Annotated in this window: 7 protein-coding genes and 1 pseudogene; 7 read left to right on the top strand and 1 reads right to left on the bottom strand. The window is 27.8% G+C overall.

All coding sequences use genetic code 11. The features are described 5' to 3' along the window. From AYC61_RS10780 to AYC61_RS21870, 5 genes and pseudogenes are all read left to right on the top strand, one after another. A partial coding sequence (locus AYC61_RS10780) for a condensation domain-containing protein (protein ID WP_156456437.1) occupies positions 1–2,592 on the top strand: 2,592 nt, incomplete at its 5' end. 297 nt (positions 2,593–2,889) lie between these two features. After that, positions 2,890–11,751: a non-ribosomal peptide synthetase gene (locus AYC61_RS10775; protein ID WP_066501702.1), complete on the top strand. Its 8,862-nt coding sequence runs from the start codon at positions 2,890–2,892 to the stop codon at positions 11,749–11,751. 119 nt (positions 11,752–11,870) lie between these two features. Beyond that, the gene (locus AYC61_RS10770; protein ID WP_066501699.1) at positions 11,871–13,529 is read left to right on the top strand and encodes a PhpK family radical SAM P-methyltransferase; all 1,659 of its coding nucleotides are present in this window, start codon (positions 11,871–11,873) and stop codon (positions 13,527–13,529) included. Between the two features lie 25 nt (positions 13,530–13,554). Then, a complete protein-coding gene (locus AYC61_RS10765) occupies positions 13,555–19,914 on the top strand; it encodes a non-ribosomal peptide synthetase (protein ID WP_066501691.1) in 6,360 nt (2,119 codons plus the stop codon). Between the two features lie 107 nt (positions 19,915–20,021). Next, positions 20,022–20,585: pseudogene (locus tag AYC61_RS21870) on the top strand (IS982 family transposase); the annotation flags it as partial. A 394-nt stretch (positions 20,586–20,979) separates the two neighbouring features. Here the strand turns inward: AYC61_RS21870 and AYC61_RS10750 are convergent. Next, a complete protein-coding gene (locus AYC61_RS10750; protein ID WP_066501680.1) occupies positions 20,980–21,255 on the bottom strand; it encodes a hypothetical protein in 276 nt (91 codons plus the stop codon). A gap of 453 nt (positions 21,256–21,708) precedes the next feature. Between AYC61_RS10750 and AYC61_RS10745 the strand changes: the two genes are divergently transcribed. Together AYC61_RS10745 and AYC61_RS10740 are read left to right on the top strand one after the other, a co-directional pair. Next, a complete protein-coding gene (locus AYC61_RS10745; RefSeq protein ID WP_066501673.1) occupies positions 21,709–22,746 on the top strand; it encodes a sugar ABC transporter substrate-binding protein in 1,038 nt (345 codons plus the stop codon). Continuing rightward, positions 22,730–24,208 carry a sensor histidine kinase gene (locus AYC61_RS10740; protein ID WP_066501664.1) on the top strand — a complete coding sequence of 493 codons (1,479 nt, stop codon included), beginning with the start codon at positions 22,730–22,732 and terminating at the stop codon, positions 24,206–24,208. Before AYC61_RS10745 ends, AYC61_RS10740 begins: the two co-directional genes overlap by 17 nt. The last annotated feature ends 11 nt before the right edge of the window (positions 24,209–24,219 follow it).

The following is a 24,219-nucleotide window of genomic DNA, read 5'->3' as shown; positions in this document are numbered from 1 at the left end:
AATGATGATTTAAGGGTAAGCATAGTTGCACCCTATATATTTGATGCATCTGTACAACAGATATTTGCAGCTATACTAAATGGATATAGTTTGTACATTGTTCCAGAAGATATTAGATTAGATGGTATAAAATTACTCGAGTTTTATAGAAAAAACAAAATAGATGTTACTGATGGGACACCTAGTCATATAAATATGTTGTTAGAGGGCATTGGAGATAATAATTTAGAACTTAATATTGAGCGATTTGTTATAGGTGGAGATATTTTACCACATAAAGTGGTAGAGAATTTCTTGAATAAACTAAACTCAGATTCAGTGAAAATAATAAATGTTTATGGACCAACTGAATGTTCTGTAGATTCAACTATATATGAAATTTCAAAAGAAAATATAGATTTACTTCAGAACATTCCTATTGGTATGCCAATGCCAAATGCGAAAATATATATACTTGATAAAGAAAATAAATTACAACCTATAGGAGTAGCTGGGGATATATATATATCAGGAGATGGTGTAGGGAGAGGTTATTTAAAGAGAATAGAATTAACAAAAGAAAAATTTGTTGATAATCCTTTTATTTCAGGGGAAAAAATGTATAGAGCAGGGGATATAGGAAGATGGTTAGAGGATGGAAACATTGAAATCTTAGGAAGAATAGATCATCAGGTAAAAATTAGAGGACATAGAATAGAACTAGAAGAAATAGAAAATCAATTACTGAAGAATTATGATATAAAAGAAGCAGTAGTAATGGCAAGAGAAGATAAAAGTGGAGATAAATATTTATGTGCATATATAGTTGGTAAGCAAAGAAGTAAAATATCAGAACTGAGAAATTATTTATCAATAGAATTACCTGAATATATGGTGCCTACAACTTTTATACAGCTAGATAGAATACCACGAACTCCAAATGGGAAGATAGATAGAGAAGCATTATTAAAAATGGAAGTGAATGTTATACCGGAAGAGGAATATGAAGGACCTAGAAATGAAACAGAAGAAATAATGGTAGGAATATGGCAAGAAGTATTATTGACGGAACAACAGATTGGAATAAATGACAATTTCTTTAATTTGGGTGGACATTCATTGAAGGCTATGATTTTTAAATCTAGACTATATAAAGAAGTTAACATTGAAGTGCCTTTACAAGAAATTTTTAAGAATCCAACAATTAAAGGGATTTCAAAATATATAGATAATGCAAAGAAGAGCGAGTATTCAAGTATACAACCTATAGAAGAAAAAGAGTATTATCTTTTATCATCTGCTCAGAAGAGGATGTACGTATTGAGTCAATTGGATCAAGCTATGGTGAGCTATAATATGCCAACGGTTCTGGAATTAAATGGGAAATTACACAAGAAACGATTTGAAGAAGCATTTAAAAAGTTAATAAATAGACATGAGTCCTTAAGAACCAGCTTTGAAATTGTAGATTGTGAGCTTGTACAAAAGATTAATGAAGAAGTAGATTTTAAAATACAATATATACAGGCTGAAGAAAAAGGAATAGATGGATTAATACAAAATTTTGTACGACTATTTGACTTAAAAAAAGCTCCTCTATTTAGAGTGGCGTTGATAAGTTTATCAGAGAATAAGTATATACTAATGATGGATTCACACCATATTATTTCAGATGGAGTGTCTACAAAAATTTTAGTTGAAGAGTTAGTAAAATTTTATAAAGGAGAAAAACTCCCAAATTTAAAAATACAATACAAAGATTATGCAGCATGGCAGAAAAATTTGTTATCTACAGAAGCATTAAAAAGACAAGAACAATATTGGTTAGATAGATTCAAAGGTGATATACCAGTACTTAATATGCCAACAGATTATCCAAGACCAATTATGAAAAGTTATAAAGGAGAGAGGATAGATTTTAAAGTTGACAAAAAAGTGACAAATGAATTATATAAAATAGCAAGGGAAAATAAAGCGTCATTGTATATGGTATTACTTGCAGCCTATAATGTATTGCTTTATAAATATACAGGACAAGAAGATATAGTTGTAGGTTCGCCAATAACAGGTAGGTCTCATGCGGACATACATAATGTAGTAGGAATGTTTGTGAATTTACTAGCAATGAGAAATGATATAATTGGAACTTATACATTTAAAGAATTAATAACAAAAGTAAAAGAAAACGGAATTAAAGCATATGAAAGTCAAGACTATCCGTTTGAAGACTTAGTAGAAAAATTACCAATGATAAGAGATATGAGTAGAAGCCCATTATTCGATACAATATTTGAAGTCCAGAATATAAATATAGAAAAAATAGAAATTAATGGAATAGAAATTAAGCCTTATAAATTCGATTATAAATTATCAAAGTATGATTTAGTTCTGTCGGCTAATGAAAGTGATAATATAATAAGAATGGTATTAAATTATTCTACTACATTGTTTAATAAGGCTACTGCTGAAAAAATCACAAAACACTATATTGAAATTTTAAATCAAATAGTTAAAAACAATAATATAAAAATCGAGGACATTGTTCTGAATAATGATATTTTATCGTTTATTCCTAGCGTTTTATTAAATGATAAAGGTGACTTTAGATTTTAAGTAAGTATAATTTTTTTATCATGTTTTAGTGAATTTAATGAGATGAGTATATAAATAAATTTATCGTTTTTAGGAGCGTACTAAGAATCAGTCAAGATGAAATGTTGTGATTAGTCATATCTTGATTGATTCCCTTGTTTCAAAAACATAACAGTTAACAATATTATTAGAAATTGTAGAAAACTAATAAATTGAAAATTTTATATACTTCCTAAAAATTAAAATATATTTTGTATTTAAGACAATATTTACATTTAAATAAAACTATAAATATTTCATAGAACGGGGGTTTAAACAATGGAGTCTAGAAAAAATATAGTAGATCTACTAGCTATTGCAAGTAAATATAATAACGAAAAAGAATACTGGATCAATAAACTATCAGGTGAATTAAAAGAAACTAGTTTTCCCTATGATTTTAAACAAACAAAAATTAGTGATTATAAAACAGACATAAAAAAATTTAGATTAAATGGAGAGCTTTTTTCAAAAATTATGTGGTTAAGTAATGAATCAGACCATAGATTATATATACTTTTAGTTACAGGGCTAATTTTACTGATCAAAAAATATACTAATAATAATGATAGTATAATTGGCGCACCTGTTTATAATAAAAATACTGAAGGAGTTTATGCAAATATTGCATTAGCCATAAGAAATCAAATTGATGATAATATGACATTTAAAGATCTAGTATTAAATGTTAAAAAGACTATTGATGAAGCTATAGAAAATCAAAATTATCCTATTGAGATACTTATGCAACATCTATCTAACCTAGAATTTAATTATGAATCATCATTGTTTGATATTGCAATATTACTTGAAAATATTCAAGATAAAAAAAACATTGAAGGATTTAATCCAAGCATGACCTTTTCTTTTACAAGATTAGAAAATTGTATTGAAGGAGTATTAGAATATAATTCATTACTATATGAAGACACTACTATTGATAGGATAATTACTCACTTTATGCAATTACTTAGAAAAGTTATTTTTAATGTTGATATTAATATAGATAAAGTTGAAATAATGACCGAGGAAGAAAAATGCCATATTATAGATGAAGTAACAGGAAAAAAAGTAGAATTTCCAAAGTATACGACAATACAAGAGTTGTTTGAAGAGCAGGTTAAAAGAACTCCAGATAATATTGCAGTAGTGTTTGGAGATAACAGATTGACTTATAGAGAATTAAATAATAAAGCTAATGGGTTAGCTTCTATATTAAGAACAAAAGGTGTGAAATCAGATATAGTAGTAGGATTAATATTGGATAATTCTATTGATATGATTGTATCTATATTAGCAGTATTAAAAGCAGGGGGAGCATATTTACCTATTGATATTGATACTCCTCAAAGTAGGATTAAATCAATGTTAGATGATTGTCAAGTATCACTTATACTAACGAAGAATGAAGTAGTGGATAAATATTCTTTTACTGCTTTACAGAATATCCAAGCGGCTGTAATAGAGCCATATACAACCAATCCACGACCTCAAATAACCAATTTAGATGGGTTGCCATTTCCTGATAGATCATTAGTCGATTATGAAGAATATAGTAAAAGTATTGGATTAACAATGGTAAAAAATATCATTACGTTACAGGGAACTCGTGGCTGTCCTTATAATTGTGCATATTGTCATAAAATTTGGCCTAAAAGCCATTATACAAGGTCTGCTGAAAATATTTTTGAAGAAGTTATGCTCTACTATAGGTTAGGAGTACGTAGATTTGCTTTCGTCGATGATATTTTTAACTTAAATGTTAAAAATAGCAATAAATTCTTTGGACTGATTATAGAAAATAATTTAGATATACAAATATACTTTCCAGCAGGTTTACGGGGTGATATTTTAACAAAAGAATATATAGATTTAATGGTTAGAGCTGGAACTGTAAGTTTTGGACTAGCTTTAGAGACTGCTTCAAAAAGGCTACAGAAATTCATCAACAAAAATTTAAACATTGATAAACTAAGTGAAAATATTAAATATATTTGCGAGAAATATCCGCATGTAATTTTAGAGATATTTATAATGCATGGTTTTCCTACTGAAAGTGAAGAAGAAGCCAAATTAACTCTTGATTTTATTAAGAAACATAAATGGATACATTTTCCATATCTTCATATATTAAAAATATATCCTAACACAGATATGGAGAAACTAGCTCTAGCAAATGGAATATCAAAAGATGCAATCATTAATTCTACTAGTTTGGCTTATCATAATTTACCTGATACTTTACCTTTTGATAAAAGTTTTACCTTGCAGTATCAATCAGATTTCTTAAATGAATACTTTTTATTAAAAGAGAGGTTATTACATGTTCTACCTTATCAAATGAAAGTCTTAAATGAAAATGAGCTTGTAGAAAAATATAATAGTTACTTACCAGTTGAAATTAGTAGTTTTAATGATTTACTTGAGTTCACAGGAATTACTAAAGAAGAACTAAATGCTGAATTTATAGATGAAAATAGTTTTGTGATTCCAGATTTAAATAAAAAAATTAACAAGTGCTTCCCTGAAAAAGAATGCTCAAATGATGCACTAAGAGTGTTGCTATTAGACACATCACAATACTTTAGTGATGAAAGTGATATGTTATATGATGTTGTCGAGCCACCGCTAGGTCTTATGTATTTGATGACTTATTTAAATGAAAAATATGGTAATGAAATTAATGGTAGAATTGCAAAAGCAAGAGTTGATTTTGATAGTTATGAAGATCTAAAAAGGCTACTAGAAGAATTCAAACCCAATATAATCGGAATCAGAACTTTAACATACTATAAAGATTTCTTCCATAAGATAGTTGCAATGATTAGACAATGGGGATTTGATATTCCTATTTTTGCTGGAGGACCTTATGGAACAAGTGATTATAAAACGATTTTGCAGGATAAAAATATTGATTTTGTTGTTTTAGGTGAAGGAGAAGAGACAACAAGTGAATTGATTGGAAAAATAATATCAAACAATGGTAATCTTCCTTGTGAAGATGTTTTAAAGGAGATTCAGGGAATATCCTTTATACCAAACAATGAGAATAATGTAAATAAATTCGGACGAAAAATAATTATGATTGATGAACTAACTTATAAGTCAGATAATGACTACTACAAAAATTTAGATATTCTTAATAAATCTACAGATTTAGCTTACATAATATTTACTTCTGGAACAACAGGAAAACCTAAAGGAGTAATGGTAGAGCATAAAAATGTAGTTCAACTTATGAAAAGTAGTAGAGAAATGTTTGATTTTTGTAATGAAGATATATGGACAATGTTTCACTCGTATTGTTTTGACTTTTCTGTATGGGAAATGTTTGGTGCATTGCTATACGGAGGAAAATTAATAGTAATACCTAAATTGACAACAAAAGATCCGAAAAGATTCCTGAAAGTATTGCGAGAAGAGAAAGTAACCGTATTAAATCAGGTGCCGTCTGCTTTCTATAATCTAATAAATGATGAACTGGAGTATGATGAAAGAAACTTAAGTTTAAGATATGTAATATTCGGTGGAGAAAAATTAAGCCCATATAAATTAAAAAAATGGAAAGAAAAGTATCATAATACAAGACTAATAAATATGTATGGTATAACTGAAATAACAGTTCATGGTACCTTTAAAGAGATAAATGATAATGAAATAGCTAACAATATTAGTAATATAGGAAAGCCACTACCCAATGTATGTACATATGTAATGGATAATGATTTAAATATACTACCAATTGGAGTTCCAGGAGAGCTATGTGTTGGAGGAGAAGGAATTGTAAGAGGCTATTTGAATAGAACTGATTTAAATAAAGAAAAATTTGTAGTTAATCAATATAGACTTTCGGGAAAATTATACAAATCTGGAGATTTAGTTAGGCTATTGAATAGTGGGGAACTAGAATACTTAGGAAGAATTGATCAACAAGTAAAGATAAGAGGATATAGAGTAGAATTAGGTGAAATAGAAAGCCAATTACTTAGACATGAAAGTATAAAAGAGGTTACTGTAATTGTTAGAGAAGAAAATGATGGTAATAAATATTTATGTGCCCATTTTGTTAGGCAGAATAATATTAGTATAGGGAATTTAAGGGATTATTTATCAAAATATCTACCTAAATATATGATACCAGCTTATTTTATAGAATTAGATAAAATACCTTTAACTAAAAATGGTAAGATTGATAGAAAAGAACTATTAAAATATCATACTAACATAAATACAGATATACAGTTTGAATCTCCAAATAATGAAATAGAAGAAAAGTTAGTTGAGATATGGAAAAAAACATTAAATGTAGATCAAATAGGTGTAAAAAGTAACTTCTTTGATATAGGCGGAGATTCTATTAAAGCTATTAGATTGATATCTTTAGTTAACTCTGAGTTTAACGTAGACTTAAAAATAACAGATTTATATTCTAATAAAACAATAGAGAAACTAGCTAAAATAATATTAGAAAACAAAATTGATTGTAGAAATTATGAATTTGAAAATGTGTTAAAAGAAATAAACGATATAAAAAATAGAATAAATATAGATAATAAATTACAAGAAAATATTGAAGATATATATCCTATGAGTGAAATACAGAAAGGAATGGTATTTCATTCTATGAAAAATACAGGTAGTTGTGTATATCATAATCAAATGACATTTCAAATGAAGTACAATAATTTTGAGACAAATATATTTAAAAATGCACTAACTTTGATGGTAGAAAAACACTCTATCTTAAGGACCGGTTTTAATTTAGATGAGTACAAAGAGCCACTTCAAATAGTATATAAAAATATTAGTCCGGATTTTGAGCATTATAATATTTCAAATATGAAAAAAAATGACCAAGAAAAATATATACAGAATTTCTTAAATGTAGACAAGCAGAGATCTTTTGAGTTTAAAAAAGCGCCACTATGGAGAATAAAGACATTTGACATTGGTAATGAAAATATTTTTGCATTATTAATATCTCACCATTCAATTTTTGATGGATGGAGTGATTCATCCTTTGTAACAGAATTGCATAATACATATTTAAAATTGAAATCTGATCCAGATTTTGTACCTGAGAAGCTAAAAAATACTTATAAAGACTATGTTGTACAGCAAGTTATTGAAAAACAAAACGCTGAAAGTGTAAATTATTGGAAAAATCATCTTGATGGTTACAAAAGACTTGATTTATTTAAAATATTTGGGAAAAAGGGCAAATCAAATACAAGAAAAACTTATTTGCATAAGTTGCCAACAGAAGTTCTTGTAAAATTAAAAAGAAGAGCTAAGCAATATAATACGTCTGCAAAAAACGTATGTTTTGGAGCATATGTTTATATGTTAAATATGATTTCATACCAAGATGATATAGTTGTAGGATTAGTTACAAATAATAGACCAATTTGTGAAGATGGGGATAAAATTTTAGGATGTTTCTTAAATACAGTCCCTGTAAGAATAAAGAATATAAACAATATAAAATGGTCAGAGTATATTGAGTTAATAAATCAAAAAATGGAGGTACTAAAAAAATACGATGCAATGCCTTTAGTAGAAATAATAAAAAATATTGGCGAAAAAACTCAAGATAGAAATCCAATATTTGACGTATATTTTAATTATGTAGATTTCTATGTTTATAATGACTTAGAGCAAAATAATTCTAATAGGACTTTAAATGTAAAAGGAAATGCAATAACTAACAGTTTATTTGACTTTACTATTGATACTACATTTGAAGGATTTAGAATTACTACTGTGTATGATGATCTAATAATAGGTGATGCAGTTGTCAAAAAATTATGTAGATATTATGAAAAAATATTAGAACAGTTTATTAATAACCCTGAGGAAGTTTTAAATAAAGATAAAATTATTTTATTTGAAGAGAAGCAGAAACTTTTATCAATGTCTAATGATGGTGTAGAAAACATTGAAGAAATTACAATACATGAATTATTTGAAAAGCAGGTTAAGAAAACACCGAATAACATAGCAGTAGTATTTGAGGGCAAATATCTTACATACAGAGAACTAAATGAGAAATCAAATAAATTTGCTAGAGTATTAAGAAAAAAAGGAGTAAAAGCAGATACTATAGTAGGTATAATGCTAGAACGATCAGTTGAGATGATAGTTGGAATTATGGCGATATTAAAAGCAGGTGGTGCTTACTTACCTGTTGATCCTAGTTATCCTACTGCTAGAATAAAATATATTATAGAAGATAGTAAGGTTAACTTAGTATTAACTCAAGATAAGTATAAGAATATGATTGGTATAGGAGAAACAATCGATTTAAATGATTCAAATTATGAAAAGTTTGAAGGAACAAATCTGGAAAATATTAATAAACCCACTGATTTAGCGTATGTCATATATACATCAGGTTCAACAGGAAAACCTAAAGGTGCTATGATTGAGCATAAATCAGTAATCAATAGATTAAACTGGATGCAAAGAACCTATCCGATAAATAGAAATGATAGAATACTTCAAAAGACTCCGTATACCTTTGATGTGTCGGTATGGGAACTGCTGTGGTGGTTTATAAATGGTTCTTCTATTTGCTTTTTACAACAAGGAGAAGAAAAAAATCCTGAGACATTAGTAGATGTGATAGAGAAAAATGAGATAACTACAATTCACTTCGTACCATCAATGTTAAATACTTTTTTAAGCTATGTTGAAAGAAAAAATAATAGTAATAAAGTCAGTAGTTTAGAACGTGTTTTTTGCAGTGGAGAGGCTCTAACATTAAAGCAATTAGATAGTTTCAACAAAATATTTAATGGTGGGCAACAAATTAAGTTAATTAACTTGTATGGACCTACTGAAGCTACAATAGATGTGTCATACTTTAATTGTTTAACCACGGAAAAACTTGAAACAATACCTATTGGAAAGCCTATAGATAATATAAGGTTTTACATAGTAGATCATAATTTGCATTTGCAACCAATAGGGGTACCGGGAGAGTTATGTATAGCAGGAGTTGGATTAGCAAGGGGATATATTAATAGAGAGAAATTAACAAGTGAGAAATTTGTTCAAAACATATTTATGCAAGGAGAAAGGATATATAGAACTGGTGATTATGCAAGATGGCTACAAGATGGTAACATAGAATTTTTAGGTCGAATTGATAATCAAATAAAAATAAGGGGATATAGAATAGAACTGGGAGAGATAGAAAATATACTAATAAAACATGATGACATTAAGGAAGCTGTTGTAATAGTCAAAGATAATCTTTATGAAGATTATAATAATGGTTTAGTTGATGACAAGTATCTTTGTGCTTATATAGTTTCTGACAAGAATATAACTTCAATAGAGTTAAGAGAATATCTATTAAGACAATTGCCAAATTATATGATTCCACCATACTTTGTAAAATTAGAAAAACTTCCTTTAACAGTAAATGGGAAAATTGATAAGAAAGCTTTACTTGAAATGGAAGTAAATATTAAATCAGAAGTAGCATATGAATGTCCTAGAAATGAGATTGAAGAAATATTAGTAGGAATGTGGCAAGAAATATTATCAACAAAAGAAAAAATAGGAGTCAATGACAATTTTTTTACAATTGGGGGACATTCCTTAACTGCAATGGTTCTTAAATCAAGAGTATATAAAGAACTAGACGTAGAAGTGCCTTTACAAGAAATCTTTAACAACTTAACAATAAAAGGAATTGCAGAGTATATAAATAATGCAAGTAAGAGCTTTTATTTACCTATAGATCCTATAGTAGTAAAAGAAAATTATCCTTTGTCGTCTGGTCAAAAAAGAATGTACGTGTTGGATCAATTAGAGAAAGACAATATTAGTTATAATATGCCGACAATATTAGAATTAGAAGGGAAAGTAGATAAAAAACGGTTTGAGAAAACATTGGAAAAATTAATAAATAGGCATGAGTCTTTAAGGACTAGTTTTCAGATTATAGATGGTGAACTTGTGCAAAAGATACATGAAAAGGTGGATTTTAAAATAGAGTATTTAGAAGTTGAAGAAAAAGAAATAGATTTGTTAATAGAAAATTTTGTACAACCATTTGATTTAAGCAATGCTCCTTTATTTAGAGTAAAGTTGGTCAAATTGTCAGAAAATGAATATGTGTTGATGATTGATACACACCATATAATTTCAGATGGAATAACTGTAAAAATACTAATTGAGGAATTTACGAAATTGTATAAAGGAGATGAACTTCCGAAATTAAGAATACAATACAAAGATTATTCTGTATGGCAAAAGGCGATGTTATCTACAAAAGAGTTAAAAAAACAAGAAGAATATTGGTTAGGTGTTTTTAAAGATGAAATACATTTATTAGATATTCCCGTTGACTATGCTAGAACTTCTACAAAAAATTTAGTTGGGACGAGTATGAAGTTTAAAATAAATAAGCAACTTTCAGATGAATTACAAAACTTGGCTAATGAAAATAAAGCAACCTTATATATGGTACTACTTGCAGCGTATAATGTATTACTGTATAGATACACAAATCAGGAAACTATTATAGTAGGTTCTCCAATAGCAGGCAGGGCTCATCCTGATTTGGAGGGTATTGTAGGAATGTTTGTTAATACGTTGGCTATGAAGAATTATGTTTATGGGAGCAAAGCATTTAAGGACTTCTTAAAGGAAGTAAAAGAAAATGCGCTTAAGGCATATGATAATCAAGATTATCAATTTGAAAATTTAGTAGAAAAGTTAAATGTAAAAAGAAATGGTAGTAGAAATCCAATTTTCCAAACAATGTTTTCATTGCAAAAAATTGCAGATATTGTAGATATAGAAATAGATGAATTTATAATCAGATCATATCCTTTTAAATTCAAAGCATCTAGATTAGATATTACTTTTTATGCTTCAAATGTTAATGATGGTATAGACCTTGTTATAGTATATAATACAAAATTATTTAAACAAGAGACAATAGAGAAATTAAGTAAGTATTATATAAAAATTTTAGTAGAAATTGTAAAAAACCCTACAGTATTAATAAGTGATATAGATATTATATCTGAACAAGATAATATGCAGTCTTTAATTAAACATGAGAAAGAGAATATAAGTGAAAATCAAAAAAACTATTTAAGTGCAGAATTTGACATTAACTAAAAATTTAAAAATTAACTCATCAAAATTTTCAAGTAAGAAATTCAAAATAAGTTGATTCGGTATAGTGTTAATAATAATTGAAAAATTACACAATATTAATTAGTTAAAGGAGAGAGAAAATGTATAAAAATATTGATTGTTTATTTATTGGGCATAATGAGATGGAATTTGAAAAATATGAAAGTACAGTTCGAAATATGGGAGTTAGTTCAGGTGCTTATAGAGATTTATATTTTAATTTTTTACAATATAAAGGTAGAAAATATACTGCTTCAGAATTTTATAATTTATTTCGGGCTCCTGAAGATACAATGGGACCATTAAACTTAGGAGAGAGCGTAAGTTTAGCAATTGTCTATTTAAGTTCATATTTAAAGAAAAGAGGATTTACCTTTGATTATGTAAATTCATTTCAATATGAAAAAGATGAACTAATAGAAAAACTTAAAAAAAATAACATTAGAGTAATTGCTATTCCAACAACATTATATGTTTCACCTTTTCCAATTTTAGAAATTATATCATTAATAAAAAAATATAATACTACAGCAAAGATTGTAGTAGGAGGTCCGTTTATAGCTACACAAGTTAAATGTACAAAGGATAAAGATGTTTTAAACTATCTCTTTAGATCCTTAAATGCTGATATCTATATTAACAACTCTCAAGGTGAATATGGTTTGTTTAAAGTGATTGAAGCAATAAAAAATAATCTAAGGTTTAATCAAATAGATAATATTATTTATAGAGAAGGAAATAAGTATATTTTTAACCACCATAAAGAGGAAGATAATAAATTGAAAGAAAATTTAATAGATTGGAATTTATTTTCTGATAGGATAGAAGAATTTGCTATTACTAGAACCTCTATATCATGCCCTTTTAGCTGTAAATTTTGCGGATTTCCTGAGCATGCAGGTAAGTATCAGACAATGAATATACAAACTGTTGAGCAAGAATTAGATTCTATTGCAAATCTTGAAACTGTTCAGAGTTTACAATTTATTGATGATACATTTAATGTTCCAAAAAACAGATTTAAAGAAATTTTAAAAATGATGATTAGAAAAAAATATAAGTTTAGATGGAATTCTCATTTCAGGTGTCAGTTTGCTGACAGAGAAACAATTGAGTTGATGAAAGAAAGTGGCTGCGAAGGTGTTTTGCTTGGAATAGAGTCAGGAAGTGAAAAAATTCTTGCAAATATGAACAAAAAAGCTACTTTGGAAAAATATAAGAAAGGAATTGAATTATTGAGAGAATATGATATTATGACTCAGGCATCGTACATAATTGGATTTCCTGGAGAAACAGATCAGACGATTCAAGAAACAATCAATTTTATTAAAGAAAATAAGACAACTTTTTATAGAACGCAGCTTTGGTATTGCGACACATTTACTCCAATTTGGAAAGAAAGAGAAAAATATAAGATTGAAGGCACTCAATTTAATTGGTCTCATAGTACGATGAATTGGAAAGAGGCATGTGATTGGATAGATAAAATATTTTTAACAATTAGGAATTCTACTTGGATACCGCAATATAATTTTGAAAATAGAGCTGTTTACAGTTTACAACAGCGAGGGTTAAGTATAGAACAAATAAAGGATTTTATTGATGGTTTTAATATGGGTATAAGAGAGAAATTACAAAATCCTGACATAAATGAGTGCAGTCATGAAGCAATAAGTAAAATGAAAATGGCATGTAAAATTAAGCCCCAAAATTGTAAAGAAGAGATATTGAATAAATATCAAGCCGATTTTTCTATATAATAACGGGAAAGGAGTGTGAGGAAATATGAAAGAAGTAAATGATAACCTATTGTTTACTAGTACAAAATTTACTAAACAAAAAAACTATTGGGTAAGCCAGTTATCAGGATGTTTGCCTAATTCAAATTTATTATACTCTGGCAAATTAGAATCTCATAGTAAAGAAAAAGATTTTATTGAATTTATAATACCAGGCGACTTGTTTACTAAATTGATTAAGATGAGTAAGAATTCTGATATATCTCTTTATTTAATAGTAGTATCATGTTTGAAAAATTTATTATTTAGGTATACTGGCATAGAGAATATTACAATAGGTTCACCAGTATACAAATCAAACTATGATGAATGTTATAACAATATTGTGGCTTTAAGAGATAATATAGATGATGAAATGTCATTTAAAGATTGTCTTTACAGAGTGAGGGAAACAACCTTAAAAGCTTATGAAAATCAAGATTATCCTTTTACTAAAATAGTTGAACATCTAAACGTTTTAGAAGATTGTAATAAATTAACCTTATTTGATGTAATGTGCATTTTTACAAATATTCATGATGAGAATTCTATAATAGAAGATACAAGTAATATGGTTTTTTCTTTAACAAAAGAAGAGAAATATATAAAAGGGAAAGTTGAATACAGCTCTTTACACTTTGAAAAGTGTTTTATTAAACAAATGTATAGACATTTCTTAAATATATTGAAAGAAGTGATGGATAATCCATTTGTTAAGATTAAAGATTTAAAAATTATATCGGAAGAAGAAAAGCAACAAATATTGCACAACGTCAATGACACAGAGACGTATTATCCTAGTGAAAAGACAATACATGAATTATTTGAAGAACAAGTAGAAGAGACTCCTGACAATATAGCTGTAGTTTATAAGGAGCAATATTTGACATATAAAGAATTAAATGAAAGAGCAAATCAATTAGCAAGACTATTAAGAGCTAAAGGAGTTAAGTCTAATAAAATAGTAGGAATACAGCTCGAAAGATCATTAGATATGATAATAGGAATTATAGGAATTTTAAAGGCAGGTGGAGCATATTTACCTATCTCCTCCAAATACCCTATAAAAAGAAAAAAAGCTATTATTGAAGATAGTGATATTGATATATTATTAACTACAAAGAATCTACTCAATACAGAAGTATTTAGTAATCAGATTATAGACTTAAAGGACAAAGCAATATATAAGGAAGATACTACTAATCTTATAAATATATCTAATCCAAATGACTTAGCTTATGTAATTTATACATCAGGAACAACAGATAAACCTAAAGGAGTAATGATAGAGCATAAGGGAATAGTTAATTTAAGAGAGTTTTTTAAAAAGCATCTTAATGTAACCGGAAAAGATAATGTTCTACAATTCCATAGGAGTTCATTTGATGGGTCAGTTTGGGAAATATTCAAAGGACTTTTAACCGGAGCAACATTACATATTGTTTCTGAGGAGATAATTGAAGACTATAATAAATTTGAGCAGTTCTTAAATAAAAATGAAATAACAATTGCATCTTTGCCTCCTCTATATGCAAACAATATAAATCCAGATAATATCAAGACACTGAGAATGTTAATTACAGCAGGCTCAAAATCTAATTTAAAGTTAGTAAATAGATGGAAAGATAAGGTAGAGTATATAAATGCGTACGGCCTAACTGAAACAAGTATTACTGCAACTTTGTGGAAAGTAAGTGATGAGAAAGTTGAATATAAGTTTGTTCCTATAGGTAGACCTATATCAAACACTAAAATTTTTATAGCTGATAAATATACTAATATGCAACCTATAGGAGTTCCAGGAGAATTATGTATTTCAGGTGAAGGTTTGGCTAGGGGTTATTTAAATAGATTAGATTTGACAGAAGAAAAGTTTATAAAAAACCCATTTATACCTTATGAAAGAATGTATAGGACAGGTGATTTAGCAAGATTGCTACCAGATGGAAATATTGAATTTTTAGGTAGGTTAGACGATCAAGTAAAAGTTAGAGGCTTTAGGATAGAGTTAGGTGAAATAGATAATCATCTCATTAAGCATATGGATATAAAAGAAGTAGTTACAATAGTAAAACCTAATAAAAATAATGATGTAGACTTATGCTCGTTTATTGTTTCTGATAAAGAATTAAATATAACTAAACTGAGAGAATATCTTATTGAAAGATTACCAGATTATATGATACCAACAACTTTTTTACAAATAGAAAGAATACCATTAACTCCTAATAACAAAATAGATAAGAAAGCATTAATTGGAATAAAAGCAAATTCTAAATTAATAGCTGAATACGAAGCGCCTAAAAATGAGATAGAAGAGATATTAGTAGGAATATGGCAAGAAGTATTATTAACAGAGGAGGAAATAGGTATAAATAATAACTTTTTTGAAATAGGAGGACATTCATTAAAAGCTATTACACTCTCAGCAAAAATATTCAAAGAATTAGATATAGAGGTACCATTACATGAAATTTTCAAATTACAAACAATAAAGAAACTCTCAGAATACATAAACAATGCTAAAAAAGTAGGATATATTCCTATAGAATCAGTAGAGAAAAGCAATTACTATCCTGCTTCATCTGCTCAAAAGAGAGTATATGTATTAGATAAATTAGAAAAAGAAAATATTAGCTATAATATACCGACAGTATTAGAATTAGAGGGAAAATTAGATAAAGAAAAGTTTAATGAAGCATTTAAAAAATTAATAAAGAGACATGAATCATTAAGAACTAGTTTTGCAGTTCTCAATGGAGAGGTTGTGCAGAAAGTAAGTAAAGAAATAGAATTCAAAATAAATTATACAAATACTGAGGAAAAAGAGCTAGATGGACTAGTAGAAAATTTCATACGACCATTTGACTTAAGTCAATCGCCTTTATTTAGAGTAAAGCTGGTTAAATTGTTAGAAGATAGACATGTATTAATGATTGATATTCATCATATAGTTTCTGATGGAATGACTATAAAAATTTTAATAGAAGAATTTACAAAATTATATCGAGGAGAAGAAGTTGCAAGTTTAAGAATACAGTATAAAGATTACTCTGTATGGCAAAAAGAGGTATTAGGTACAGAGTTGTTTAAAAGACAAGAACAATACTGGTTAGATAGATTCAAAGGGGATATACCAGTATTTAATTTGCCAACAGATTATCCAAGACCACCTCAGAAGAGTTTTGAAGGGGAGAGTATTAACTTTAAAGTTAGTAAAGAAGTTGCAGATAAATTGTATAAAATTGCAAGGAAGAATAAAACGTCGTTATATATGGTATTATTAGCAGCTTATAATATATTACTTTATAAATATACAGGACAAGAAGATATAATTGTTGGAACTCCAATAACAGGTAGAACTCATGCTGATATTCAGAATTTAGTGGGAATGTTTGTAAATACATTAGCAATGAGAAATCATCCAGAGGGAACTAAGACATTTGAGGAACTATTGCTAGAAGTAAAAGAAAATGCACTTAAAGCATATGAAAATCAAAGCTATCAATTTGAAGACTTAGTAGAGAAATTACCTCTGATAAGAGATCTTAGTAGAACCCCACTTTTTGATACGATGTTTGTGGTACAAAATATAGATATAAGACCTTTAGAAATAGAAGGTTTAAAGATAAAGCCATATAATATTAAAAATAAAACATCTAAATTTGATATTACATTAACTGCAATTGAAACAGAAGAAGGGATAAATTTTAACTTAGGATATTGTACTAGACTATACAAAAAAGAAACAATGGAAAGATTCAAGAAGCATTTTGTAAATATTATATATGAGATAATAAAAAATACACAGTGTGTGCTAAATGAAATAGAAATACTATTAGAAGAAGAAAAGAGGCTACTTCTACATGATTTTAACAATACAGAGACAGAATTTTCAAAGGATAAGTTAATACATCAATTGTTTGAAGACCAGGTAGAAAGAGGACCTGATAACATAGCAATAGTATTTGAAGACAAGTATGTTACATATAAAGAACTAAATAATAAATCAAATCAATTAGCAAGATTATTGAGAGAAGAAGGTGTAAAATCAGACACCATAATAGGAATAATGACAGAAAGATCTGTAGAGATGATAATAGGAATAATGGCAATATTGAAAGCTGGAGGAGCATACTTTCCAATAGATTCTAATCTTCCAAAGGATAGAATAATATATATGCTCGAAGATAGTACTGCTGATATTTTGCTAACCCAAGGCAGATTAATGGATAAAGTTGAATTTAAAGGTGAAATAATTAATTTAGAAGATAAAAGGAGCTATACTGGAGATAGTAGAAACTTAGATAATATAAATAAACATAATGATTTAGCATATATAATATATACTTCAGGGTCAACAGGTAAGCCTAAGGGGGTCAAAATTGAACATATTAATTTTTTGAATTTAACAAAGGGTATAACAAATAAAATTGAATTCTTAGAACATAAAACCATATTAGCAGTGAATACGATATCTTTTGATTTATTTACCAATGAAATATTAGTACCTTTAGCTAATGGATTGAGAATCTTATTAGCCAGTAAAGATCAGCTCAACGCTCCAGAACTATTAAAGAAATTCATTGCTGAGAACAATGTTGATATGTTAATTGTAACTCCTTCAAGACTTAAGTTGTTAACTGAAAATGGAAATCATTGGACCCACTTGAAAAAGCTAAAAGAATTAATGATAGGTGGAGAAATTTTATCTAAAGAACTATTTGAAAGTATAAAAAATAATTTACAAACTAGAATATATAATTTATATGGTCCTACAGAAGCGACAGTTTGGTCAACAGTGAGAAACTTAACAAATGAAACAGAAATAAATATAGGAACACCTATATTAAATACCCAAATATATATTGTAGATAAATATAACAATTTACAACCATTGGGAATATCTGGAGAATTGTGCATATCAGGATTAAGTTTAGCAAGAGGATATCTAAACAGACCAGAATTAACAGTAGATAGGTTTGTAGAAAACCCATTCATTGAAGGGGAAAAAATGTATAAAACAGGTGATCTTGCAAGATGGTTACCTGATGGAAACATAGAATTTTTAGGAAGGATAGACAATCAAGTAAAGATAAGAGGATATAGGATTGAACTAGAGGAGATAGAAAGTATTTTATTAAAGCATGAAGATATAAAAGAGTCAGTAGTAATTACTAAGGGAGAAAGTGATAAATATCTATGTGCATATATAGTAAGTGATAGAAGTATAGAGGTAAGAGAATTAAGAGAATATTTATTGAGTGAATTACCTCAATATATGGTTCCATCATATTTTATACAAATAGATAAAATTCCATTAACTTTCAATGGTAAGATAGATAGAAAAAGCTTACTTGAAATAGATGAAAATGTTAAATCTGTAGAAAAATATGTAGGACCTAGAAATGAAATAGAAGAAATATTAGTAGGTATTTGGCAACAAGTATTATCTACAAAGAAAAAAATAGGAATAAATGATAACTTCTTTGAACTTGGAGGACATTCATTAAAAGCTGTTACAATTTTATCTAAAATATCTGAAGAATTAGATACAAAGATACCATTACAAGAAGTATTTGGTAACCAAACGATAAATGAACTTGCAAAGTATATTTTATATGCCCTAAACAAATACGAAGGATATTTTGAAAAACCAGTATTGTTAAATAATATGAAACCTAAGAAAATTTTCTGTTTTCCAGGTGTTTTGGGTTTTGGTATAGTATTTAGGAAATTAGCAGATCTTTTAGATGACTTCTCAATATATGCTTTTAATTTTATAGATAGTAAAAATATAATAACAAAGTACGTTGATGATATTATAAATATTCAAAAAGAAGGGCCTTATATATTATTAGCATATTCAGCAGGGGGAGCATTAACATTTGAAGTTGCTAAGGAATTAGAAAAAAGAGGACATATGGTTTGTGATATTATTCTCTTCGATTGTTATAGAAGAGATGAGAATGAGGTAGTTTTTCAATATGAAGATGATATGCTCGAAAAATATTTAATGGACAATATTGAAAAAGGTAAAAAGTATATATTGACTAAAAAGGAAAAAGAAATATTTAGAGAAGAAATAGTAGAGAAAATAAATAAATATCAAAATTTTTATAATAATTTATATAATTTTGGGACTGTAAGTGCAAATATACACTTTTTAGTTTCAACAAGTATGGATGAAAGCAAAGTTTATAAAATGTGGGATCAATTTACCAGTAAAGACTATAAAATATACCGATGTTTTGGTGACCATAATGAAATGTTAACCTCTCCTTATTTAGAGAAAAATACAAGTATAATTAAAAAGATATTAGAAAAGAAAACATTAGATGATGATAATGTAATTATGAATACTTAACGGATAATTTAACTCGTTGTGATAGTTGAAATTTACAAATATAAAAGCCCTAATAATTATGTTAACCTATCATTGCAATCGGCAAAAAAAAGATAGGAGAAAAACATATGTTAGAGTTCAATAAATATGATATCAAGAAAATCGAAGATTTGAAAAATTTTATTACAGTAACCTTCGATATAATTGACGATATTTACCATGAAATTGCTCCAACAAATGTAGCAGAACGCCGTAATTCAGACAAAGCTATACTTTCAGATAGTGAAATAATTACCATAAGTATAGTTGGTGAATTAATGACTATCGATTTTGAAAATGCATGGTTTAATTTTGTAAAGCGTAATTAGAGTTAGACCCATGTATAGGTGATAGAACAAGATTTAATAGAACTCGTAGAAATCTATATTTAATCACAAAAGAAATTCGAAAGAAACTTGGCTCAATATCTGGCTTAGCAATTATCGCATTGTGGATAACATGCCAATACCAGTTTGTAAGTTTGGAAGGGCTTGTTTCCACAAACATTTAAGCCAGAAGCTGAGTATGGTCGTTGTCCGTCAAAAAGAGAAACATACTATGGATTTAAGCTTCATGTTGTATCTACATTTGAAGGATTCATAACAGATTTTATTGTTACTCCTGCAAATGTAGATGATAGAGAAGCTGTATGGTATAGAAAAAAAATCAAAATCAAATGATCCATTTACTGCGTTTACCCAAATTGCTAATAGTGTCAAAGTGAGTAGTGATTTCAGGCACTTGGGAAATATTATGAGGAAATAAGTATAACAGAAAAATCGTTGTTAGATAAATACTTAAACGGAATAAAATATAAATCATTTATCGATGATAAACCTTTAGTGTTTCCATTTAGGTTTAATAAGAGTCAATTAAACAACGCACCTACTAAAGTAGGTGGATTTAGGCATAAATGCCTAAGACTGAAAGTCTTCTTTAGGCTTAAGCCCAATAAATTTTACTATTCTTCAACCTTAAAATTACTTTTAGTTACTGGTATTTCTTCATTTTCTATATAATTTTTCACTATCTCTTCTGTTACATTCCTTACAGTTGTAAATATTTATACCCATTAAGAAAATCATCTTTAAATTCTATTAAAGAATAATCTTCTATGTCATCAATAAATATATTTATAATTTTTTGATCCTCAGTTTCTTCTTTATCTCCTGTAGTACCATCCATTATCATTAGCTTCTTATAAAGCTTTGAATCTTGTTTTAATATAGTAGAAAGTTTAACTATATTTTTATCTTCAGTAGTACAACTAATGAGAAAGCTTGATATAAACAAAACAACTAAAACAATTAATATTTTTTTCATATCATACAACTCCTAAAGAAAATATACTTCATTACATAAAAAGCTTAATATTATATAGAGTAATCAAAAGGTACCAATATTCTAAGCACATCATAACATATATGCAATAATATGTAAAATAAAACTATTAATGAGTTTGAATTAAGTTTTTGTCCTTTAACTTGAATGAATAGTACTACCTAATATAAAAGAAGATAAGCCTATCATTATTGTCTTTTATAATTAAAAACATAAAATATTAGAATTTATATTATTAACAATATGACATGTATAAGTATGTACTTAATAAATATAATAAAAGCATAATCCAAAATTTTTTCAATGAAAGTAATGTGTTTATATAATATAATAAATATATGCTATTATTTATTAAATTTGTCTATAAAATTGTTTCCTTTTTACTAATAAACCAATGTACAATAAAAGGGTAAGAGTGAATAGGAGTGTTTAAAAATGGATAAAAAAAGACTTATTTACGGATTTCTTCTTGTGTTGATAGTAGTGTTAATGGGTTCATTAATAGCTGGAGTTGTTATATCAAACGAAATCGCTAGGTCATCAAAAGATGAATACCTATGGGCTTCTAAGGAAAAGGCTAAGGCTCATATTATGGTTATTATAGATGACTCAAATCAGGCTTATGATGAAGCATTTAATAAGGGAATATTAGATACAGCTGCTGAGTTTAATATAGCTGTTGAGATAAATAAAATAGACAGGTCTAATTATTATGAAGACGTTATAGTTGCTCTTGATAAAGCAAAATATTTAAAGGTGAATGGTATTATTGTGCATGCTATCGATGATGAGGGAATAATTGAGAAAATTAAAGAAATTAGTGACATTGGCATACCTGTGATAACAATTGAAGAAGATGTTCCTAAGAGTCCAAGAATTTGTTATGTTGGAGTTAATAGATATGATATTGGTCAGCTAGCAGGAGAAAGCTTTGCTAGACTATTAAATGGTAAAGGAAAAATTGCAGTGATTGATCAGAGAAGTTATGGTAAGGATAGAACTTTTCAGGAAGAAATGATGATGCTTGGATTAAAAGAAGTTTTGAAGTCTTATCCTAATCTTACTCTTGAAATTATAAAATATACAGAACAAGGAGTACTTAGTGCAGAAACAGTGGCAACAGAGATATTACTAAATAATAACCAAGTAAATGGTATACTTTGCACAAGTGGCGAAAATACACTAGGTGTGGTTCAGGTTCTGATTGATAATAATCTTGTTAATGATGTAGTATTAGTAGGGTATGGTAATGATACTGAGATAATGGAATATATTAAAAAAGGAAATGTGATTGAAGCTTCTATAGTCACAGATTACGAAGATATTGGAAGAGAAGCTATAAAGGCATTTGTTGAGTATAGAACAAATAAGTTTGTTTCAAGTTACATTAATACAGATATACGAGTTGTAGATGAAACAAATATACTTGATTATATAAGCGAAATGAGTGATTCAAATGACCAAAATGAATAGAGTAAGCTCTATTAAGAATAATTTAATTGTTTATTCATTAGGTGTTATATTACTTATGACAATTCTCAGTGTGTACTCATTATTTATTATGGAAAGATATAAAGGACAAATAGAAGCCATGTTTGAAAAGCATATTTTTCTATCAGATATACAGTCTGTTATTTCAGAATTAGATAATGATTTATTAGGTTTTTTAAGCTCAAAGAGCTCAACAAGATTAAATGATTATAATAAAAAAAGACAAGAGTTTTTCGATTTATTAGAAGGAGATTATGATAATATTTATAGTACAGAAGATGTTCTCATGAAAAATATCAAAAATCTTTCAGAGGAATATATCAACCAAGCTCAAAACGCAATCTCATATAAAAGGCAGAGAAATGTATCTAAATACTATATAAACTACGAAAAAAGCAAAACCATAAAAAACTTTATTTTTGAATATATAGACAAACTCAATTCAATACAACTATCAAGGAATTCAAAGACCTATCTTGAACTTGTAAATCAGACTCATCTTTTACAAACTATAACTTATATAATTGTTATTAGCTTAATAATAATATCTTTACTCATAGTATATTTAATTACAGCGAGAATGGTAAAACCATTTAGTCAGTTGACACATGTAGCTGAAGAAATATCAAAGGGAAATTTTGATACTGAAGATATATATCTTGAGTTTGATGATGAATTTAAACTATTGGCAATTGCATTTAATAAGATGAAAAATAATATAAGGGAATATATAGCAGAGGTAAAAAATATCGCAGAGACAGAAACCAAGCTTAAAGATCAGCAACTCAAAAATGTTAAAATGGAGCACCTTTTAGATAATGCAAGATTATATGCTCTACAATCTCAGATTAATCCACATTTTCTATTTAATACGATTAATGCTGGTGTTCAATTATCTATAATGGAAAGAGCAACTAGAACTGGAGAATTTCTCGAAAGTATGTCTAGGCTTTTCAGATATAATATTCAAAAAATGGATTCCACATGTACATTAGGTGAAGAAGTAAAAAATATATCTGATTATTATGACCTGCTAAAGGTGAGATTTGGTCATAGGATTAGATTTGAATTAGATATTGATCCTTTGACATTTGATAAAAGGGTACCACCACTCATCCTTCAACCATTAGTGGAAAATGCATATATACATGGACTAAGTGGTTTGGAAGAAGGCGGTACTATTAAGGTAACTACTAGATATTTACTCAATGAAGTTTGTGTCATTGTAGAAGATAATGGAAGAGGGATAGAAAACTCACTAATAGAAAAGATATTAAGTAGGAATAGCAATAGTCAATTAGGTCAAAATGAAGAGGTAGGAATTGGTATACGAAATGTACGGGATCGATTAGAGCTATATTTTCACAGGAGTGATATATTTAGGATGGAGGGCAGATTAAATCAAGGCGTAAAAATTACAATTTGCTTGCCACATGAAGCTTAAATGGAGGGTAA

It is taken from the genome of Abyssisolibacter fermentans (assembly GCF_001559865.1).
Lineage (GTDB): Bacteria > Bacillota > Clostridia > Tissierellales > MCWD3 > Abyssisolibacter > Abyssisolibacter fermentans.
This window is presented reverse-complemented; position numbering and strand designations above follow the sequence as displayed.